16 protein-coding genes are annotated in these 15,773 nt (G+C 72.2%); 8 read left to right on the top strand and 8 right to left on the bottom strand.

Going from position 1 to position 15,773, the window contains the following annotated elements:
- Positions 1–501: 501 nt before the first annotated feature.
- Positions 502–1,293, bottom strand: coding sequence for an SAM-dependent methyltransferase (locus FL583_RS19865; RefSeq protein WP_142706182.1), 792 nt, complete (start codon positions 1,291–1,293; stop codon positions 502–504).
- A 163-nt stretch (positions 1,294–1,456) separates the two neighbouring features.
- On the opposite strand from FL583_RS19865, the gene FL583_RS19860 reads away from it, so the two are divergent.
- A complete protein-coding gene (locus tag FL583_RS19860) occupies positions 1,457–1,762 on the top strand; it encodes an STAS domain-containing protein (RefSeq protein ID WP_170323750.1) in 306 nt (101 codons plus the stop codon).
- A gap of 9 nt (positions 1,763–1,771) precedes the next feature.
- Here FL583_RS19860 and FL583_RS19855 read toward each other — a convergent pair whose 3' ends face one another.
- From FL583_RS19855 to FL583_RS19845, 3 genes are all read right to left on the bottom strand, one after another.
- Positions 1,772–2,410 (bottom strand): DUF1345 domain-containing protein, encoded by a 639-nt coding sequence (locus FL583_RS19855; protein WP_142706180.1) that lies wholly within the window; start codon positions 2,408–2,410, stop codon positions 1,772–1,774.
- A gap of 69 nt (positions 2,411–2,479) precedes the next feature.
- On the bottom strand, positions 2,480–3,070 hold the full coding sequence (locus FL583_RS19850; protein WP_142706179.1) for an MEDS domain-containing protein: 591 nt from the start codon (positions 3,068–3,070) through the stop codon (positions 2,480–2,482).
- 11 nt (positions 3,071–3,081) lie between these two features.
- Entirely contained in the window at positions 3,082–4,791 is a 1,710-nt protein-coding gene (locus FL583_RS19845; protein WP_142706178.1) for a PucR family transcriptional regulator, read from the bottom strand.
- 215 nt (positions 4,792–5,006) lie between these two features.
- On the opposite strand from FL583_RS19845, the gene FL583_RS19840 reads away from it, so the two are divergent.
- Together FL583_RS19840 and FL583_RS19835 are read left to right on the top strand one after the other, a co-directional pair.
- Positions 5,007–5,816 carry a SigB/SigF/SigG family RNA polymerase sigma factor gene (locus FL583_RS19840; protein ID WP_240746745.1) on the top strand — a complete coding sequence of 270 codons (810 nt, stop codon included), beginning with the start codon at positions 5,007–5,009 and terminating at the stop codon, positions 5,814–5,816.
- Entirely contained in the window at positions 5,816–7,441 is a 1,626-nt protein-coding gene (locus tag FL583_RS19835) for an alpha-amylase family protein (RefSeq protein WP_142706177.1), read from the top strand. The genes FL583_RS19840 and FL583_RS19835 overlap by 1 nt, the downstream gene beginning before the upstream one ends.
- On the opposite strand, the gene FL583_RS19830 is transcribed toward FL583_RS19835, so the two are convergent.
- The 4 genes from FL583_RS19830 to FL583_RS19815 all read right to left on the bottom strand — a co-directional run bounded on the left by FL583_RS19830 (position 7,431) and on the right by FL583_RS19815 (position 11,401).
- On the bottom strand, positions 7,431–8,081 hold the full coding sequence (locus tag FL583_RS19830) for a DUF2267 domain-containing protein (RefSeq protein WP_142706176.1): 651 nt from the start codon (positions 8,079–8,081) through the stop codon (positions 7,431–7,433). The genes FL583_RS19835 and FL583_RS19830 overlap by 11 nt on opposite strands.
- Before the next feature lie 57 nt (positions 8,082–8,138).
- Positions 8,139–9,314, bottom strand: a complete 1,176-nt coding sequence (locus tag FL583_RS19825; RefSeq protein WP_142706175.1) for a zinc-dependent alcohol dehydrogenase — start codon at positions 9,312–9,314, stop codon at positions 8,139–8,141.
- A complete protein-coding gene (locus FL583_RS19820) occupies positions 9,311–10,207 on the bottom strand; it encodes an SRPBCC family protein (protein WP_205752287.1) in 897 nt (298 codons plus the stop codon). The genes FL583_RS19825 and FL583_RS19820 overlap by 4 nt, the downstream gene beginning before the upstream one ends.
- A gap of 183 nt (positions 10,208–10,390) precedes the next feature.
- Entirely contained in the window at positions 10,391–11,401 is a 1,011-nt protein-coding gene (locus tag FL583_RS19815; protein ID WP_142706174.1) for a hypothetical protein, read from the bottom strand.
- Between the two features lie 160 nt (positions 11,402–11,561).
- Between FL583_RS19815 and FL583_RS19810 the strand changes: the two genes are divergently transcribed.
- Genes FL583_RS19810 through FL583_RS19795 form a run of 5 tightly spaced genes read left to right on the top strand, consistent with a single transcriptional unit; the run spans position 11,562 to position 15,772 of the window.
- A complete protein-coding gene (locus FL583_RS19810; protein WP_142706173.1) occupies positions 11,562–12,287 on the top strand; it encodes an SDR family NAD(P)-dependent oxidoreductase in 726 nt (241 codons plus the stop codon).
- A 17-nt stretch (positions 12,288–12,304) separates the two neighbouring features.
- Positions 12,305–13,285, top strand: coding sequence for an RNA polymerase subunit sigma-70 (locus tag FL583_RS19805; RefSeq protein ID WP_142706172.1), 981 nt, complete (start codon positions 12,305–12,307; stop codon positions 13,283–13,285).
- Entirely contained in the window at positions 13,282–13,566 is a 285-nt protein-coding gene (locus FL583_RS40210) for a hypothetical protein (protein ID WP_170323749.1), read from the top strand. The genes FL583_RS19805 and FL583_RS40210 overlap by 4 nt, the downstream gene beginning before the upstream one ends.
- 14 nt (positions 13,567–13,580) lie before the next feature.
- Entirely contained in the window at positions 13,581–15,035 is a 1,455-nt protein-coding gene (locus FL583_RS19800; protein WP_170323748.1) for a DHA2 family efflux MFS transporter permease subunit, read from the top strand.
- Positions 15,032–15,772: an isocitrate lyase/PEP mutase family protein gene (locus FL583_RS19795; RefSeq protein ID WP_142706170.1), complete on the top strand. Its 741-nt coding sequence runs from the start codon at positions 15,032–15,034 to the stop codon at positions 15,770–15,772. The genes FL583_RS19800 and FL583_RS19795 overlap by 4 nt, the downstream gene beginning before the upstream one ends.
- Position 15,773 lies beyond the last annotated feature (1 nt).

Raw genomic sequence — 15,773 nt, 5'->3', positions numbered from 1 at the left:
CAGGTCAGCGCGGCGACGGTGATCATCACCATCAACGCGTCGAGCCCGAACCGGGCCCAGTCGCTGCGGCTGCGCTCCCACGACGGCAGGCGGAACAGCGCCCAGAGGACGAGCGCGAGCATCAGCAGGTACAGCGTGACCGTGACCGGCCCGACCCGCTGCGACAGCGTGGCCCCGCCGACCGCGTCGACCGCGTTGGACACGATCGCCGCGGTCAGCAACACGCAGGCCAGCGCCATCCGGCCCCAGAACCGGCGGGTGGAGACGTCCAGCTCCGGGGCGCGGGCCACCTGTCGGCAGGCGAGCCCGGCCAGCAGCGCCCCGACCGGCAAGGTCACCCAGCCGAGAGCCGGATGGCTCCAGACGTGGACGAGCCCGAGCGCGAGCCAGCCGGCGTTGAGCAGCACCAGGGCGGCGGCGACTCGGAGAACCTTGACAGGGGGCATGTCCTCGTCGTCGGCCGCTCGCCGCCCGGGTCAAGTAGTGCCGGATGTGACGTTGCTACGGCTTGAACGCGACCCCGCCGTAGATGCCGCGGGGCGCGTCGGGGGCGGACTCGCCGTCGGGCCGCCAGTCGTTGACCAGGACCAGCCCGGGATCGACCAGCCCCAGACCGTCGAAGAAACGCAGCACCTCGTCGTGGGAGCGGGCCGTGCCCGCGATGCCCTGACGCTGGTAGATCTCGGCCGTGCGGCGCATCTCCTCGGTGAGGAAGTCCGAGGTGGCGTGGCTGATGACCAGCGCGCTGCCGGACGGGAGCGCGTCGACGAGCGTGGCGACGATCCCGTAGGGGTCGGCCTCGGCGGTGAAGAAGTGCAGGATGGCCAGGAGGCTCAGCGCGATCGGCCGGTCGAGGTCGAGCGTGTCGCGCAGCTCGGCCGCGCCGAGGATCGTGGCGGGCTCCCGCAGGTCGGCCTCGACGTAGGCGGTGCGGCCCTCCGGCGCGCTGGCCAGCAGGGCCCGGGCGTGGACGAGGACCAGCGGGTCGTTGTCGACGTACACGACGTGCGCCTCGGGGGCGACGCCCTGGGCGACCTCGTGGAGGTTGAGCGAGGTCGGCAGGCCGGTGCCGATGTCGAGGAACTGCCGGATGCCCCGCTCGCCGGCCAGGTACCGCACGGCCCGGCGGAGGAACCGCCGGTTGTCCCGGGCCAGGTCGCGGATCTGCGGAGACGCGACGAGCAGCTGCGCGACGGCCTGCCGGTCGACCTCGAAGTTGTCCTTGCCGCCGAGCAGGAAGTCGTACATCCGGGCGGAGTGCGCCACGTCGGTGCGGATCGCGTCGGGGGTCATCGCGGTGGCCTTTCGGAAGCGTCCGTCACCTGGAGCCGCCAGCCTACCCGCCCCTCCGATGTGGACGACGAGGCCGGGTTCGATTCGCCAGGCCCACGAACGGCGGACTTTTCGACCTGCGGTGCTCAGGCGCCGGGAGCCGCCCGCGGAGGAACGTGGCGACATGCTAGTACGAGTCGCGCGGACCGATCGCGATCACCGCATCGACCTCCTCGGCGAGCTCGACCGGGAGGGAGCGGTCGAGCTGCGGCGCTGCGTCCGGCACCTGGAGACGGCCATCGGTGACCGTGCCGTCCTCGGCTGCGCCGGCCTGTCGTTCGTCGACGCCCGAGGGCTGACCGGGCTGGTGGACGCGCGGGCGTACCTGGGCGGTAACGGTGTCTCCCTCGGGCTCGCGGAGCCCACGCCGCTGCTGTGCCGGATGCTCGCCGCGACCCGGCTGACCGGGATCCTGCCGATCGTGTTCTGAGGAGGTGGGTCAGCTCTGGCCGAGGTTCGTCACCAGGTTGATCGCGACCGCGAGGACGCCGGTGCCGAACGCGTACGACAGCAGCGAGTGGGCCAACACCACCTTCCGGATCTCGCTGGTGTTCGGCTCGTTGTCGGCCATCGCGAACGCCATCCCGATCGTGAACGCCAGGTAGGCGAAGTCGCTGTAGGCCGGCGGGTCGGGCTGGTTGAACGTGATTCCACCGTCGGTGTCGAGGTAGTAGAGCCGGGCGTACTTCAGCGCGAACACCGTGTTCACCAGCGCCCAGGAGAGGAGGACCGCGAGCACGCTCAGGATCACCGCCGCGACGGCCTGCGGATCCTGCTGGCCGGACGAGCGCACCAGCGTCCACACCACGGCGGCCAGGCTGGCCACCGCGGCCAGCAGCACCCAGGTGTCGGTGGAGCGGGTGTGGGCCTCCGCTTCGGCCAGGCGCTTGGTGCCGGCCTCGCCCTGCGGCCAGCTCGTCCGCCAGACCCAGACCAGGATCGTCGTGGCGGCCACCACCCAGCCGGCCAGCGGGGCGACGTCCGGAACGCCCAGAACCACCGCCACGGCGGCCACGGCCGCACCGGCCCCTAACGACACGAAGGCCCTCCGGGCCGAGAGAATTGCCGACTCACCCATGCCGGCGGGGCTACCCGGCCGGGGCCGCCGAAACGGTCCGAACGGATGCGCGTCGAACGCGCATCGATGTCAGCGACGGACCACGCTCTCGGTCGACCGCAGGTAGTAGGGGTTCTCGACCAGCGTGCCGGCCATCCAGACCTTCGGATGGGCCTTGACCATCGGGATGATCAGCTCGCCGCCGAACAGATCGAGGTCGTACAGGCACAGCACGACCAGGGGGTACTGACGCAGCCAGCGGGTGACCGCGATCTCCTCGCCGACCAGCTCCGGCACCAGCCCCGGCGACATCAGCCGGCTCGCCCAGCTCATGTCGCCGGCGGTTCGGCCGAACGGCGCGGCCCCGGACGACAGAGTGCGCGCGACCCAGTCGTCGAGACGCTCGAACAGGTCTTCCGGGGAGTACCGGCCGTCGCGCAGGTGCCCGTCTTCCGGCTCGCCGATTTCGAGGTTGCCGCGCCCGCCGAGCCGCGCCGCGATCGTGTCCTTCTCGCCCTCCCGACCGAGGTAGAGCACCGCGTGACCGGCCCGCAGCCCCTCGGCGAGGAACGGGAGCAGCAACCGGTCGCGCTCTTCCTGCCCCCGGTAGAAGACGCAGAGGTGGTCACCGGCGTCGAGCGACACCCCGCCGAGCGTCGCGGCCATGGTCGTCTCCGGCACTGGCTCTCCGTTCACTCCGGCCGCTGGAGCACCTGCCAGGCTCGAGTGGCTACGTGCAGGTTCAGCCGGTCGTCGACGTCGTTGAGATCGTGTCCACCGATCTTACGGATCCGGCCGAGCCGGTAGCGCAGAGTGCTGCGGTGGATGAGGAGCGCGGCGGCGGTCTCGTCGTAGTTGCCGCCGCACTCCAGGTACTGGGAGAGCGTGTGGACGAGGTCGGTGTTCTTGCGGTGGTCGTAGGCCAGCAGCTCCCCCAGCCACTCCTGCACGAACTCCTCGACCGCGCCGCTACCGGCCCCGGTGTCCAGGATCCGGTAGAGCCCGAGCTGGTCGTACGAGGTCACGCCATCGGGAGATCGGGAGTCGCGCCGGACGTCGGCCGCCCGGACCGCCTCGGAGTACGAGCGGGGGACGTCCGTCGGCCCCCGGCAGCGGCCGCCGATCCCGATCGCTCCGGCCGTCCCGCCGAGCTTCTCGGCCAGGGCCCGGTGCAGACCGTCGCCGTCCAGCGACCCGTGCGCGAGCAGCACCACGCTGCCGGCCCGCCGGGAGATCAGGCTCGGCAGCTGCAACGCGCCCACCGTCCCGGCCGCGGCCGACGCCACCGCGTCGTCGGTCTGCGTCCGGCTCCATTTGACGACGACGACGTGGTGCGGGCCGCGCAAATCGTGGCCGAGCGCGTCGGCCCGGGCATAGGCGCTGTGCTCGTCGGTGCCCGCGATCAGGTCGTCGACCAGGTCACGGCGTAGCCGCAGCTCGGCCTCGGCCAGGCTGCGCTGGTGCGACAGCTCCAGGGCCAGGACCGTGGTCGCGTACTCCAGCGCGAACACCTCCTGGTCACCGGCCGCGTGGCGCGGATCGACGAGCGCGACCACGCCGAGCACCTCCTGCCGCGGCTTGGCCAGCGAGATCACCCGGGACTGCACGCGGATCGGATGCGGCACCGCGGCCGCCTGCCGGAGCAGCCCCTCCCGCCGGTGCGCGACCGCCTTGGGATAGGGGTCGGGCCGGTCCGGGCCGGCCCAGGCCAGCAGGTTGCCGAACCGGTCCTCCACGACCGCGGGCAGGCCGGTCAGCTCGTGCAGGGCGAGGACGATCCCGGCCTCGCCCGCGCCGGACGCGGTGGCCTCGCTGAGCCGCTCCAGCACCTCGGTCTGTTTCTCCAGACGGGCGACCGTGGTCGAGAGCCGGCCGTTGAGCGTCTGCAGCTCGGTGTTCAGCGCCAGCAGCGCCGCCGACTGCTCGCGTTCACGCTGATGCAGCCGCGCGCTCGCCAGCGCGCCGGACGTCTGCTGGGCGAGCGCTTTCACCAGGAAGAACTCGTCGGCGGACGGGGCGTCGGCGGAGCAGACGACGAGATAGCCGAGCAGCTCGGCCGGGCTTCCCAGCGCCATCGCCCAGCGCCACCCGCCGTCCGCGGCCGGGATCGGCCCGCTGTGGCCGTCCAGGCTCACCAGGGCTTCCACCAGGACCGGATCGGGCCGGTCGCCGTGCGCGGGGGCCAGCACCTCCTCGACCCGCAGGTACACCGAGTCGAGGGTGCACGCGCACAGCGCGGGCAGGGACGTGGTGGCCAGGCGGAGGATGTCGTCGGGATCGCGCCCGTCGAACATCATCATCGAGACCACGAACAGGCCGTAGAGGTTCGACAGCTGCTCCCGCCACCAGTCGTCCGGGCGTTCCGGCTCGTCGGATTTCGTGCCGGGCATTTCGGGCGACATCTGTGCCCCGTCTCCTCGGGCTCAAACAGAACAGTGGCTCCCGCCCCCTGCCCTATTCGTCCGGGACGAAACCCCTCCGCGAATCTCTGTGCTCCCGGGCCGAGGGGACCGCGATAGTTCGCCCCTCCAGGTGCATGCGCGTCCTCGATCGGCTCTGTGAACGTGCGGTGTGGCCGTTCCGTCTCCGTCGTCCGTCGTGGAAGGAGTGATGGCCTGTGTCCCCCGGCGTCCTCGAAATTGACCGCCCGCCCGATTCCGAACCCCGCTACGACGACTACGCGACCGTCGAAGGGCTGTTCCGGCGTCTGACCGCGCTGCCGGCCGACGATCCGCGGCGCGCCGGGGTGCGTGAAGACCTGGTCGTCGTCCACCTGCCGCTCGCCGACCACATCGCCTGCCGGTACGCGCGGCGCGGGGTGGAGTTCGACGATCTCGTCCAGATCTCTCGAGTGGGGCTGATCTCGGCCATCGACCGGTTCGACCCGGACCGCGGCTCCCCGTTTCTCGCGTTCGCCGTGCCGACGATGATGGGCGAGATCCGGCGGTACTTCCGGGACCGCCGATGGGCCGTCCGGGTGCCCCGGCGGATCAAGGAGCTGTACCTCCTGGTGCACGCGGCCCGGCGGGACCTGGCCCAGCGGGACGACCACGCCCCGAGCACCGGCGATCTGGCCTCCTACCTGAACCTCAGCGAGGAGGAGGTGATCGAGGGGCTCGACGCGGGCGTGGCCTTCTCGGCGGTCTCGCTGGAGACCCCGGTCCGCCCGCAGGAGGGCGCGGCCCGGCTGGCCGACACGCTCGGCGACGACGACCGGGCGCTGGAGGCGGTCGACAACCACGAGTCGCTGATCCCGCTGCTCGAGGGCGTGCCGTCCCGCGAGCGGTACGTGCTGCACCTGCGGTTCGTGTTCGACAAGACGCAGGCCGAGATCGCCGAGGAGATCGGCGTCTCGCAGATGCAGGTGTCCCGGTTGCTCTCGGCGACGCTGAGCCGGCTCCGCGAGGGCCTGCTCGTGGAGGAGTGATGCCCGGACGGTGGTACCGCAACGCGGTCATCTACTCGGTGGACGTCCGGCTCTTCCAGGACTCCGACGGCGACGGCATCGGAGACTTCCCCGGTCTGACCGATCGCCTGGACTATCTGTCCCGTCTGGGCGTCAACACGATCTGGCTCAACCCCGTGCACCCGTCGCCGGGCGTCGACGGTGGCTACGACATCGTCGACTACTACGCGATCGACCCGTGCCTGGGCGACCTCGGCGACTTCGCCCTGTTCCTGGCCGAGGCCGACGAGCGGGGGCTGCGCGTCCTGATGGACCTGGTGGTCAACCACACCAGCGACCAGCATCCCTGGTTCCGCGCGGCCCGGGAGGACCCGGCGTCGGAGTACCGCGACTGGTACGTCTGGTCCGAGACCGAGCCTCCCGACCGCTGGAGCGGTCAGGTCTTCCCCGGCGTCGAGAAGGAGACGTGGACGTTCGACGAACGGGCCGGGGCCTGGTACCGGCACCGGTTCTACCGGACCGAACCCGACCTCAACACCGACAACCCGGCGGTGCGCCGGGAGATCGGGAAGATCGCCGAGTTCTGGTTACGGCTCGGGGTCGCCGGGTTCCGGATCGACGCCGCGCCGTTCCTGATCGAAACCGGCAGGCAGCGCCGGCCCGACTACCGGTTCCTGCGCGACCTGCGTGAGCGGGTGTCCTGGCGGACCGGCGACGCCGTGCTGCTGGCCGAGGCCAACGTCGCCGACGCCGAGCTGCTCGAGTACTTCGGCAGCGCCGACGGCACCTCCAGCCGGACGACGATGCTGTTCGCGTTCCGGCTCAACCAGGCGATGATGCTCGCGCTGGCCCGACGCGATCCGCAGCCGATCCGGGACACGCTGGCGGCGCTGCCCGATCTTCCCGACCACGCGCAGTGGGCGACGTTCCTGCGCAACCACGACGAGGTGGACCTCGGCGGCCTGAGCGACTCCGAGCGCGCCGACGTGTTCGCCGAGTTCGGGCCGGAGCCCGACATGCAGCTCTACGACCGGGGCATCCGCCGTCGACTGGCGCCGATGCTGGGCGGCGACCGCCGGCGCATCGAGCTCGCCTACAGCCTCCAGCTGACGATGGCCGGCACGCCGGTGCTGCGCTACGGCGACGAGATCGGCATGGGCGAGGACCTGCGCCTCCCGGAGCGACGGGCGATCCGGACGCCGATGCAGTGGGACGGTGGCCCCGGTGCGGGATTCTCCGGCGCGCCGGCCGAGCGGGTGATCACGCCGGTGATCGACGTCGGCGACTACGGCTACCAGCACGTCAACGTCACCGATCAGCGTCTCGACGAGACCAGCATGCTGTCGTGGTTCGAGCGGATACTGCACACTCTGCGCGAATGCCCGGAGATCGGCGCCGGCGAGCACGAGGTCCTCACCACCGGGCAGCCGGGCGTGCTCGTCCACCGGGCCGACCTGGACGACACGACGACGGTCTTCCTCCACAACCTCGACGACGTGCCGTGCTGCCTGGACCTCCACGACTCGCTGACCGGTCGGCACCGTCCGCTCAACCTGTTCGGCGACAGCGACTACGGCCGGGACATCGACCTGGGGGCGCTCGCGCTGAACGGGTACGGCTACCGCTGGATCCGCCTCACCCGCTGAAGGTCAGCACCAGGTCGTCGAGCCCGTCCGGTACGTCCAACGCCCGCAGCAGGTCGGGGTCCTCGTGGTTGATCGCGGCGAACACCGCCTGGGCCCGGCGCAGGGCCTGCTCGGGTTCGCAGCCGGCGAGCAGCGCCAGGGCCCGCACGAAGTCGGCCTCCGCGGCCGGCGGCGTCGGCGCCAGGAAGCGTGGCCCGTCGGTCAGCTCGGCCGGCAGGGCGGCCAGCAGGCGCCGCCGGTCGGCCGGGCCGAGTACGCCGGCCAGCACGGCGATCGCCGCCCGGGCCGCGCGCTTGGCGTCGTCGAACTCCACGCCGGCCCGCTCCGCGGCCCCACCGACCACCTCGCGGTAGCGCAGGCGCAGCGCCCCTTCGTCCGGAGTGGCGGATTCGCCGCCGCCGGAGTCGCGCGCGGTGGCGGGCTCGCCGTCCTCGGGCCGGCCGCGCTCGACCGGAGCCTGCGGCCCGGGCTTGTGCGGGCCGGCCGGCGGCGGACCGTCCCGCCGGCCCGTGCGGATGTGCTCGCGCTGCTTGGACGAGCCCAGCGTCGCTCCGCTCTCGCTCGGGCTCCGGCCCTCCTCGCGCGCCTCGCGAGCGAGCGCGCGCCGCTTCCGGTTGTCGCCTTCCATTTCTTTGGTCATAGCCGCGCCTTCCCGGCCGCCGCGTTCTCATGCACGACGGCCGGGACTTTGTGGTCCTCAGGGCTTGAGGACGACCTTCTCGCAGTTGTCCTGCTTGTTCTTGAACAGCTCGAAGCCCCGTTCGGCCTCGTCGAGCGGGAGAGTGTGGGTGATGATCCGGGTCGGATCGATCTCCCCGGCCTCGATGCGCCGCAGCAGCGGCTCCATGTACCGCTGCACGTGGCACTGCCCGGTGCGCAGGGTCAGGGCCCGGTTCATCCAGGCCCCGGCCGGGAACTTGTCGACCAGGCCGCCGTACACGCCGATCACCGAGACGACACCGCCGCTGCGGCACGACAGGATCGCCTGGCGCAGCGCGTGCGGACGATCGCTCTCCGACCGCACGGCCTGCTTGACCCGGTCGAACGCGGCGATGTGCGCGCTGCCGTGGGTGGCCTCCAGGCCGACCGCGTCGATGCACTTGTCCGGCCCGCGCCCACCGGTCAGCTCCAGCAGCCGGGACCGCACGTCGACCTCGTCGAAGTTCACCGGGGTGTGCCCGGCCCGCTCGGCCATCTCCAGCCGGTAGGGCTCCTTGTCGATCGCGATGACCTCCGCGGCGCCCAGCACCCGGGCGCTGTCCATCGCGAACTGGCCCACCGGACCGGCGCCCCACACCGCCACGACGTCGCTGGGCTGGATGTCGCACATCTCCGCCCCCATGTAACCCGTGGGCAGGATGTCGGAGAGGAACAGGACCTGCTCGTCGGTGAGGTCGGACTCGATCTTCAGCGGGCCGACGTCGGCGAACGGCACCCGCGCGTACTGGGCCTGACCACCGGCGAAGCCGCCGGTCAGGTGCGAGTAGCCGAAGATGCCGGCGACCGGGTGACCGAACATCTTCTCCGCGATCCCGGCGTTGGGGTTGGTGTTCTCGCAGCACGAGTACAGCTCGGCCGCGCACGCCCCGCACGCGCCGCAGGCGATCGGGAACGGCACGACGACCCGGTCGCCGACCCGCAGCCGGTCCCCGGGCACGTCGGACCCGACCTCGACCACCTCGCCCATGAACTCGTGCCCCATCACGTCGCCGTCCTGCATCGTCGGCACGTAGCCGTCGACCAGATGCAGGTCGGAGCCGCAGATCGCGGTGGAGGTGATCCGCACGATCGCGTCGCGGCGGTTCAGCAGCTTCGGATCCGGTACGTCACGGACCTCGACCTTGTTCCGGCCGGCCCAGGTGTTCGCCCTCATGCGTCCGCTCCCTTCGCGAGTTCGTCGTCCGACAGCGGTTGGGCCGGACGCTGCGGGAACTCCTTGCGGGCCCGCTTGCCCCACGGAGCTCCGTCGGACCGGACCACCTCGCCGGTCTCCAGCACCTGCTTCAACCGGCGCAGGTCGTCGTCGAGCTGCTGGTGCGGCTCCTCGCCGAAGTACTTGGCGACGGCCTTGCCGACCGGGCCGCCCGGGATGTCGTAGGTCAGGACGACGTGCACCTCGGTGCTCACCCCGTCCGGAGCCGGGACGAACCGGACCGTGCCCGCGTTCGGGACGTCGGCGTCCCCGGTCGACCGCCAGGCGATCCTCTCGCCGGCCGCTTCGTCGACGATCTCGGCGTCCCACTCGACGTTCTGACCGAACGGCGCACCCGCGGTCCAGTGGCTCGTCCGGTCACCGGTGGTGCGGACCTCCTCCAGGTGCGCCATGAACGTCGGGAGGTTCTGCAGGTCGCGCCAGAACGTATAGACCTCGGGCGCGGGTATGCGGACGGTCGTGGTGGCGGTCAGTTCCATGGGTCCTCCTCGGCCTGAGGTTGCTGTGCTTCGGGTGGCCTGCACGGCGGTCAGCAGGTCCACCGCCGTGATGCCGACGATGGCCCCGGTGACGCCCAGGAGCCGGCGGCGACGCTGGCCGGCGCGGTGGGAGATGGCCACGCCGAGCGCGGTCAGGTCCATCGCGTCGCCCATCACCCGGGTCCAGGCCCAGGCGCCCTTGCGCCGGCTCGTCAGGAGCCCGGCCGCGTGCACCAGCTCCCGCGCGCCGACCAGCGGGACGACCGCCCGCGACGTCGGGGAATCGTCGACGCCGCTGATCCGGCGGACCGCGTTCGGGGCCACCAGCTGGGCCACGCCCAAGCCGAGGCTCATCCAGCCGAGCCCGCGGCCCCGCCGCTGTACCTCGTCGTGTCTGTCCTTCGTCGTTTCCCGGATTTCCGGTGGTCGGGTTTCTAGTCGAGTCACGGATAAGCCTCCGATAGCGGATCCCGACGGCCCCAGGCGCGCCGAGTGGACCGCCGACTACCCTCCGGAAGAAGCCGCAAACCCGGCGGATCACCGCTCGTCCCGCCAGCCGCCGGGTTCGGGGTGGTAGCCGTACGCGGCGGCCCGCACCGTCTCCTCGTCCTCCAGCCCGGAGCCGATCGCGCCGCCCACCGTGGCCAGCGAGCTGATGAGCCAGGCGAGCGTCAGGTAGTCGGTGAGGTGCACCGGCCGCTGCAACGCCTCCCCCAATACGGACGTGTCGATCAGCAGCGCCCCGACCAGCACCGTTCCGACGAACAGCACGAGGTAACACACCGCCGCGGCCAGCGCGAGCGTGCCGATCGTCCCCAGGTTGAACAGCCGGGCCAGCTCGACCGACGTGTCACCGCCGGCCGTCTCCCACAGGTCGTGGGCGACGATCAGCCAGGTCACCAGCGCGCCCAGCCCCAGGAGCATGATCACGGTGAGCCGTAGTGCGCCGAGCGCCTCCCCCAGCTTCCAGACGCTGGAGTTGGCCAGCGCGATGGCCGCGGTGCCGAAGGCGCCGACGAGCAGCTTGGACAGGCCCGGCAACGCACGCCCCGGGCGGTTGGCCAGGATCATCCCGGCCAGCAGGCGCACCCGCCCGATCAGCGACGACGCCACGTAGCGCGCCTCGTCGTCGCCGATCACCCGGTGGACGGCGGCCGGCCGACGATCGTCGGACGCATCGCCGAGCAGCCGTTCCACCAGATCCGGAACGATCTCGCGGACCGCGGCCAGCTGACGTAGGCCCAGCGCGGGCAGCGACACGATCGCGACCCGGCGCCGGGTCGACGCCTGGGCGACCAGCGGTACCCGCTCGGCGTGCAGCGGCAGGTCGGTCAGGCAGATCGCCACGTCCCAGCCTTCGTCGGCGCGCCGGCGGGCGACGTCGTCGAGCAGGGCCTCGGCCCCGCCGTCGCGGCGGGGCGCCACCTCACCCCAGCCCTCGCGGACGGTCCACCGGTCGGCCAGCTCGGCGGCGAGCCGGGCGGTCACGCGGGCCGGATGGTCGGGCGGGGTCGCCACCAGCCCGACGGTCGTTTCACTGTGGATCATGGGATGTCCTCACCGAGGCGTAGGCGGTCTCGGCGCATCGACCTTCCCGTTGATCGGCTCGGCACACCCCCGGGCGCAACTTCTCGGCGCCGGACCGACCACTTCGGTCCGGCCGTGGTGTCTACCCAGTCGTCCGACACCTTCGAGAACAGGAGCCACCATGGCCGGCCGCACCATCGCCGACAAGACCGTCCTCGTCACCGGAGCGAATCGCGGGCTGGGATACGCCCTCGTGACCGAGGCGCTGCGCCGCGGGGCGGGCACGGTCTACGCGGGCATGCGCCATCCGGTGCCCCACGCCGACCCGCGCGTCGCCGCCGTTCCGCTCGACGTCACCGACCCGGCCGACGTCGCCGCGGCGGCCGCGCGGATCGACGCGCTCGACGTCCTCGTCAACAACGCCGGCCTCTGCCTGCCCGACCGGCTCGACGGCCGGGAGACGCTCGAGGACCACCTCGCCGTCAACCTCTTCGGGCTGCTCGCGGTCAGCACCGCGTTCATTCCGCACCTCAGCCGGGCCGCCGGGTCGATCGTGAACGTGCTGTCGCTCGGGGCCATCGCGCCGGTGCCGGTCATGCCGTCCTACGCGGTGTCGAAGGCCGCCGCCGCCTCGCTCACCCAGTCGCAGCGCGCGCTGCTGCTGGCCGCCGGCGTCTCCGTGCACGGCGTCTACGCCGGACCGATCGACACCGACATGGTCCGGGACCTCGACCTCCCCAAGGCCTCCCCGGCCGAGGTCGCGGCGGCGATCCTGGACGGATACGAGGCCGGAGCCGAAGACATCTTCCCCGACGCCCTGTCCGCGGGCGCGGCCAGCGGATGGGACGCCGGGCCGGTCAAGACCCTGGAGCGGACCAACCTGGCGATGTTCGCGGCCGGCGTCTGATCCCGGGAAGGAGTCCCATGCCCTCGCCGCTGGAGCTGGCCCGGCGCGGCGACCAGCACGCGTTCGACGCGCTGGTCGGCCCCTACCGGACCGAGCTGCAGGTCCACTGCTACCGGATGCTCGGGTCGCTGCAGGACGCCGAGGACGTCACGCAGGAGACGCTGCTGGCCGCCTGGACCGGGCTGGCCGAGTTCGAAGCCCGCTCCTCGGTGCGGACGTGGCTCTACCGGATCGCCACCAACCGGTGCCTCAACCACCGGCGCTCGGCGACCCGGCGTCCCCAGCCGACGCTCCCCGCGGGCGTCCCGGCCCCGGCGAGCCTGGGCGAGGTGGCCTGGCTGCAGCCGTTCCCGGACGCCCTGCTCGACGCGGTGCCCGACCGCCGGCCCGGCCCGGAGGCCCGCTACGAGTCCCGGGAGGCGATCACGCTCGCGTTCGTGACCGCGATGCAGCAGCTCCCCCCGCGGCAGCGCGCCACGCTGATCCTGCGTGACGTCCTCGGCTACCCGGCCAAGGACACCGCGGAGATGCTGGACATCACGGTCGTCGCGGCGAACAACGCGCTCAAGCGGGCCCGGGCCACGCTGCGCCGGAGCAGCCCGCCGATTCCGGACACGCCCTCGAAGGAGGACGAGGCGCTCCTGGAGCGCTTCGTCGACGCGTTCCTCGCGTTCGACGTCGACGCGATGGTGGACCTGATGTCCGACGACGTGTGGCTCACGATGCCACCGGCGCCGTACGAGTACCACGGCCGGGACGCGGCGCACCGGTTCTTCAGCGCGCTGGCGGCCGACCGGCAACCGATCGCGCTCGCGGTTCCGACCCGCGCGAACACCCAGCCGGCCTGGGGTCACTACCACGCCGACCCGGCCACCGGGCTGCTGCACCTGGCCGCCGTCGAGGTGGTGGCCGTCCGTGGCGGACTGGTCAGCGCGCTCACCCGGTTCGAGCCCGAGGTGGGCCGCTGGTTCGGCCTCGCTCCGACCCTGCGGCCATGACCGACCCCGAGTCGCTCTTCCGCGGCGACCGCCCGATCCCCGGCTGCCGGAGCACCACGATCACGATCCCGCCCGCGGACCGCCTCGACTACTCCGAGGCGGACTGGGCCGGCGCCGTCGTCGTCGTGCTGCGCGGCCGTCTCCACCTCGAATGCTGGTCCGGCGAACAGGGCTCGTTCGACGAGGGCACCGTCCTGTTCCTGACCGGCCTCGACCTCCGCTACGTCACCAACTTCGGTCTCGACCCGCTGGTGCTCAAGACGATCACCCGGGTCGCCTGAAAACGAGGCTCTCCATGACCACGCTGTACCGCTGGCGCGCCTTCGGCGTGCTCGCCGTCGGATATTTCATGACCATCGTCGATCTGACCATCGTCAACGTCGCCCTGCCGACGATCGGCCGGGATCTCGACTTCTCCGAGTCGGACCTCCAGTGGGTCGTCACCGCGTACGGGCTCGCGTTCGGGGGCCTGCTGCTGCTCGGCGGCCGTCTCGCCGACCTGCTCGGCCGGCGGCGCATGTTCGTCGTCGGCATGGCCGTCTTCACCGCGGCCTCGCTGGCCTGCGCACTGGCCGAGAACTCGCTGGTGCTCGTCGTCTTCCGCGCGGTGCAGGGCGCCGGTGCGGCGGTCGTCCTCCCGGCCGGGCTCTCCAGCGTCCTGACGCTCTTCCCGGAGGGCGCGGAGCGGAACCGGGCGCTGGGCGTCTGGGGGGCTCTGGCCGCGGCCGGCGCCACCGTCGGGCTCCTCGCCGGTGGCGCGCTGACCCGCTATGGCAGCTGGGAGTACATCTTCTTCCTCAACGTCCCGATCGGGCTCGCCGCCATCGCGCTGGCCTTCCGGGTCGTGCCCGAGTCCCGGCGGGAGGCCACGACCCGTCACTACGACCTGCTCGGGGCCACCACGGTCACCGCCGGGCTGCTCCTGCTGGTGTACGCGATCTCCACCGCTCCGGACGAGGGCTGGGCGACCGGTCGCACGATCGGTCTGCTGATGGTCTCCGGCCTCCTCCTGCTCGCGTTCGTCGCGATCGAGGCCCGGGTGATCGAGCCGCTGCTGCCGCTGCGGATGCTCGCGAACCGCTCCGTCGGCCGGGCCGACGTCGTCGGGTTCGCGCTCGGCGGCAGCTTCTACGCCTTCCTGTTCATCGGGACGCTCTACCTGCAGCAGGTGCTGGGCTTCAGCGCACTCCAGACGGGGCTGGCCTGGCTGGCGACCTCGCTCATGTCGATCGCGCTGGCCGGGCTGTCGCAGTTCCTCACGACCAGGATCGGCGCCGGCCCGGTCATGGCCATCGGCATGGCGATGATCGCCGGCGGGATCGCCTGGACCACCCGGGTTCCGGTCGACGGCCACTTCTGGCCGGACCTTGCCGGGCCGTTCGTCCTCACCGGCGCCGGGACCGCGTTCGGGTTCATCCCGGTCTCGGTCGCCGGCCTGGCCGGGGTCGCCGAACACCAGGCCGGGGTCGCGTCCGGACTGCTCAACACCGCCCAGCAGATCGGTGGCGCTCTCGGCGTCGCCATCGCCAGCACGGTCGCCACGACGCACACCGGCACCGTGCTGGCCGGCGGAGCGTCGCTGCCGGTCGCTCTGACCGAAGGGTTCCACTACGCCTGGTGGGCCTGCTGCGCGATCGCCGTGCTCTCCCTCCCGGTCGCGCTCCTCGTCCCGCGCGACCGCACGGCGACGGCCGACGGCCGCGCCACCGTCCTCATCAGCCTCGACCACCCGACAGGAGAACACGCATGACCACGACCAGCGACCTCGGGCGGCTCGCCACCACCCTGCGGGACCTGCACCACGGCGAGATGCTCCTCCTCCCGAACGCCTGGGACGCGGCCAGCGCCCGCGTCGTCGAGGAGGCCGGCTTCCCCGCCGTCGCGACCGCCAGCGCGGCCATCAGCGCGGTGCTCGGCTACCCCGACGGCGAGGGCGCTCCGGTCGACGAGATGTTCGCCGCCAACGCGCGCCTGGCCCGGGCCGTGTCGGTGCCGGTCACGATGGACGCCGAGGCCGGTTACGGGTTGGCGCCCACCGAGCTCGTCGAGCGTCTGCTGGCCATCGGGGTCGTCGGGTGCAACCTCGAGGACAGCGACCACGCGGCCGGCGGCCTGAAGGACGCCGAGAAGCAGGCGGGCTGGCTGGCCGACGTGCGCGCGGCCGGGGATTCACTGGTCATCAATGCGCGCGTCGACGTCTTCCTCCCGACGAGCCTGGTCGCCGAGGGCGACCGGGTCGCCGAGGCCGCCCGGCGCGGGCGACTGTACCGGGAGGCCGGCGCCGACTGCGTGTATCCGATCGGGGTCGGGAGCCGGGACGTCCTCGCCCAGCTCGTCGACGGCATCGGCGGCCCGGTCAACGGCAACAGCGGTCCCGAGCTGACGTTGCCGGTCCTCCGGGAGCTCGGGGTCGCGCGGGTCTCCTACGGCCCGCGCTTCTACCGGGCCGGTCTGGCCGCGTTCGCGGAGGCGATCACGGCGCTGTGAG

The organism is Cryptosporangium phraense (assembly GCF_006912135.1).
Taxonomy (GTDB): Bacteria; Actinomycetota; Actinomycetes; order Mycobacteriales; family Cryptosporangiaceae; genus Cryptosporangium; species Cryptosporangium phraense.
The sequence above is the reverse complement of the archived record's forward strand: the minus strand, read 5'-3'. Positions and strand labels throughout refer to the sequence as shown.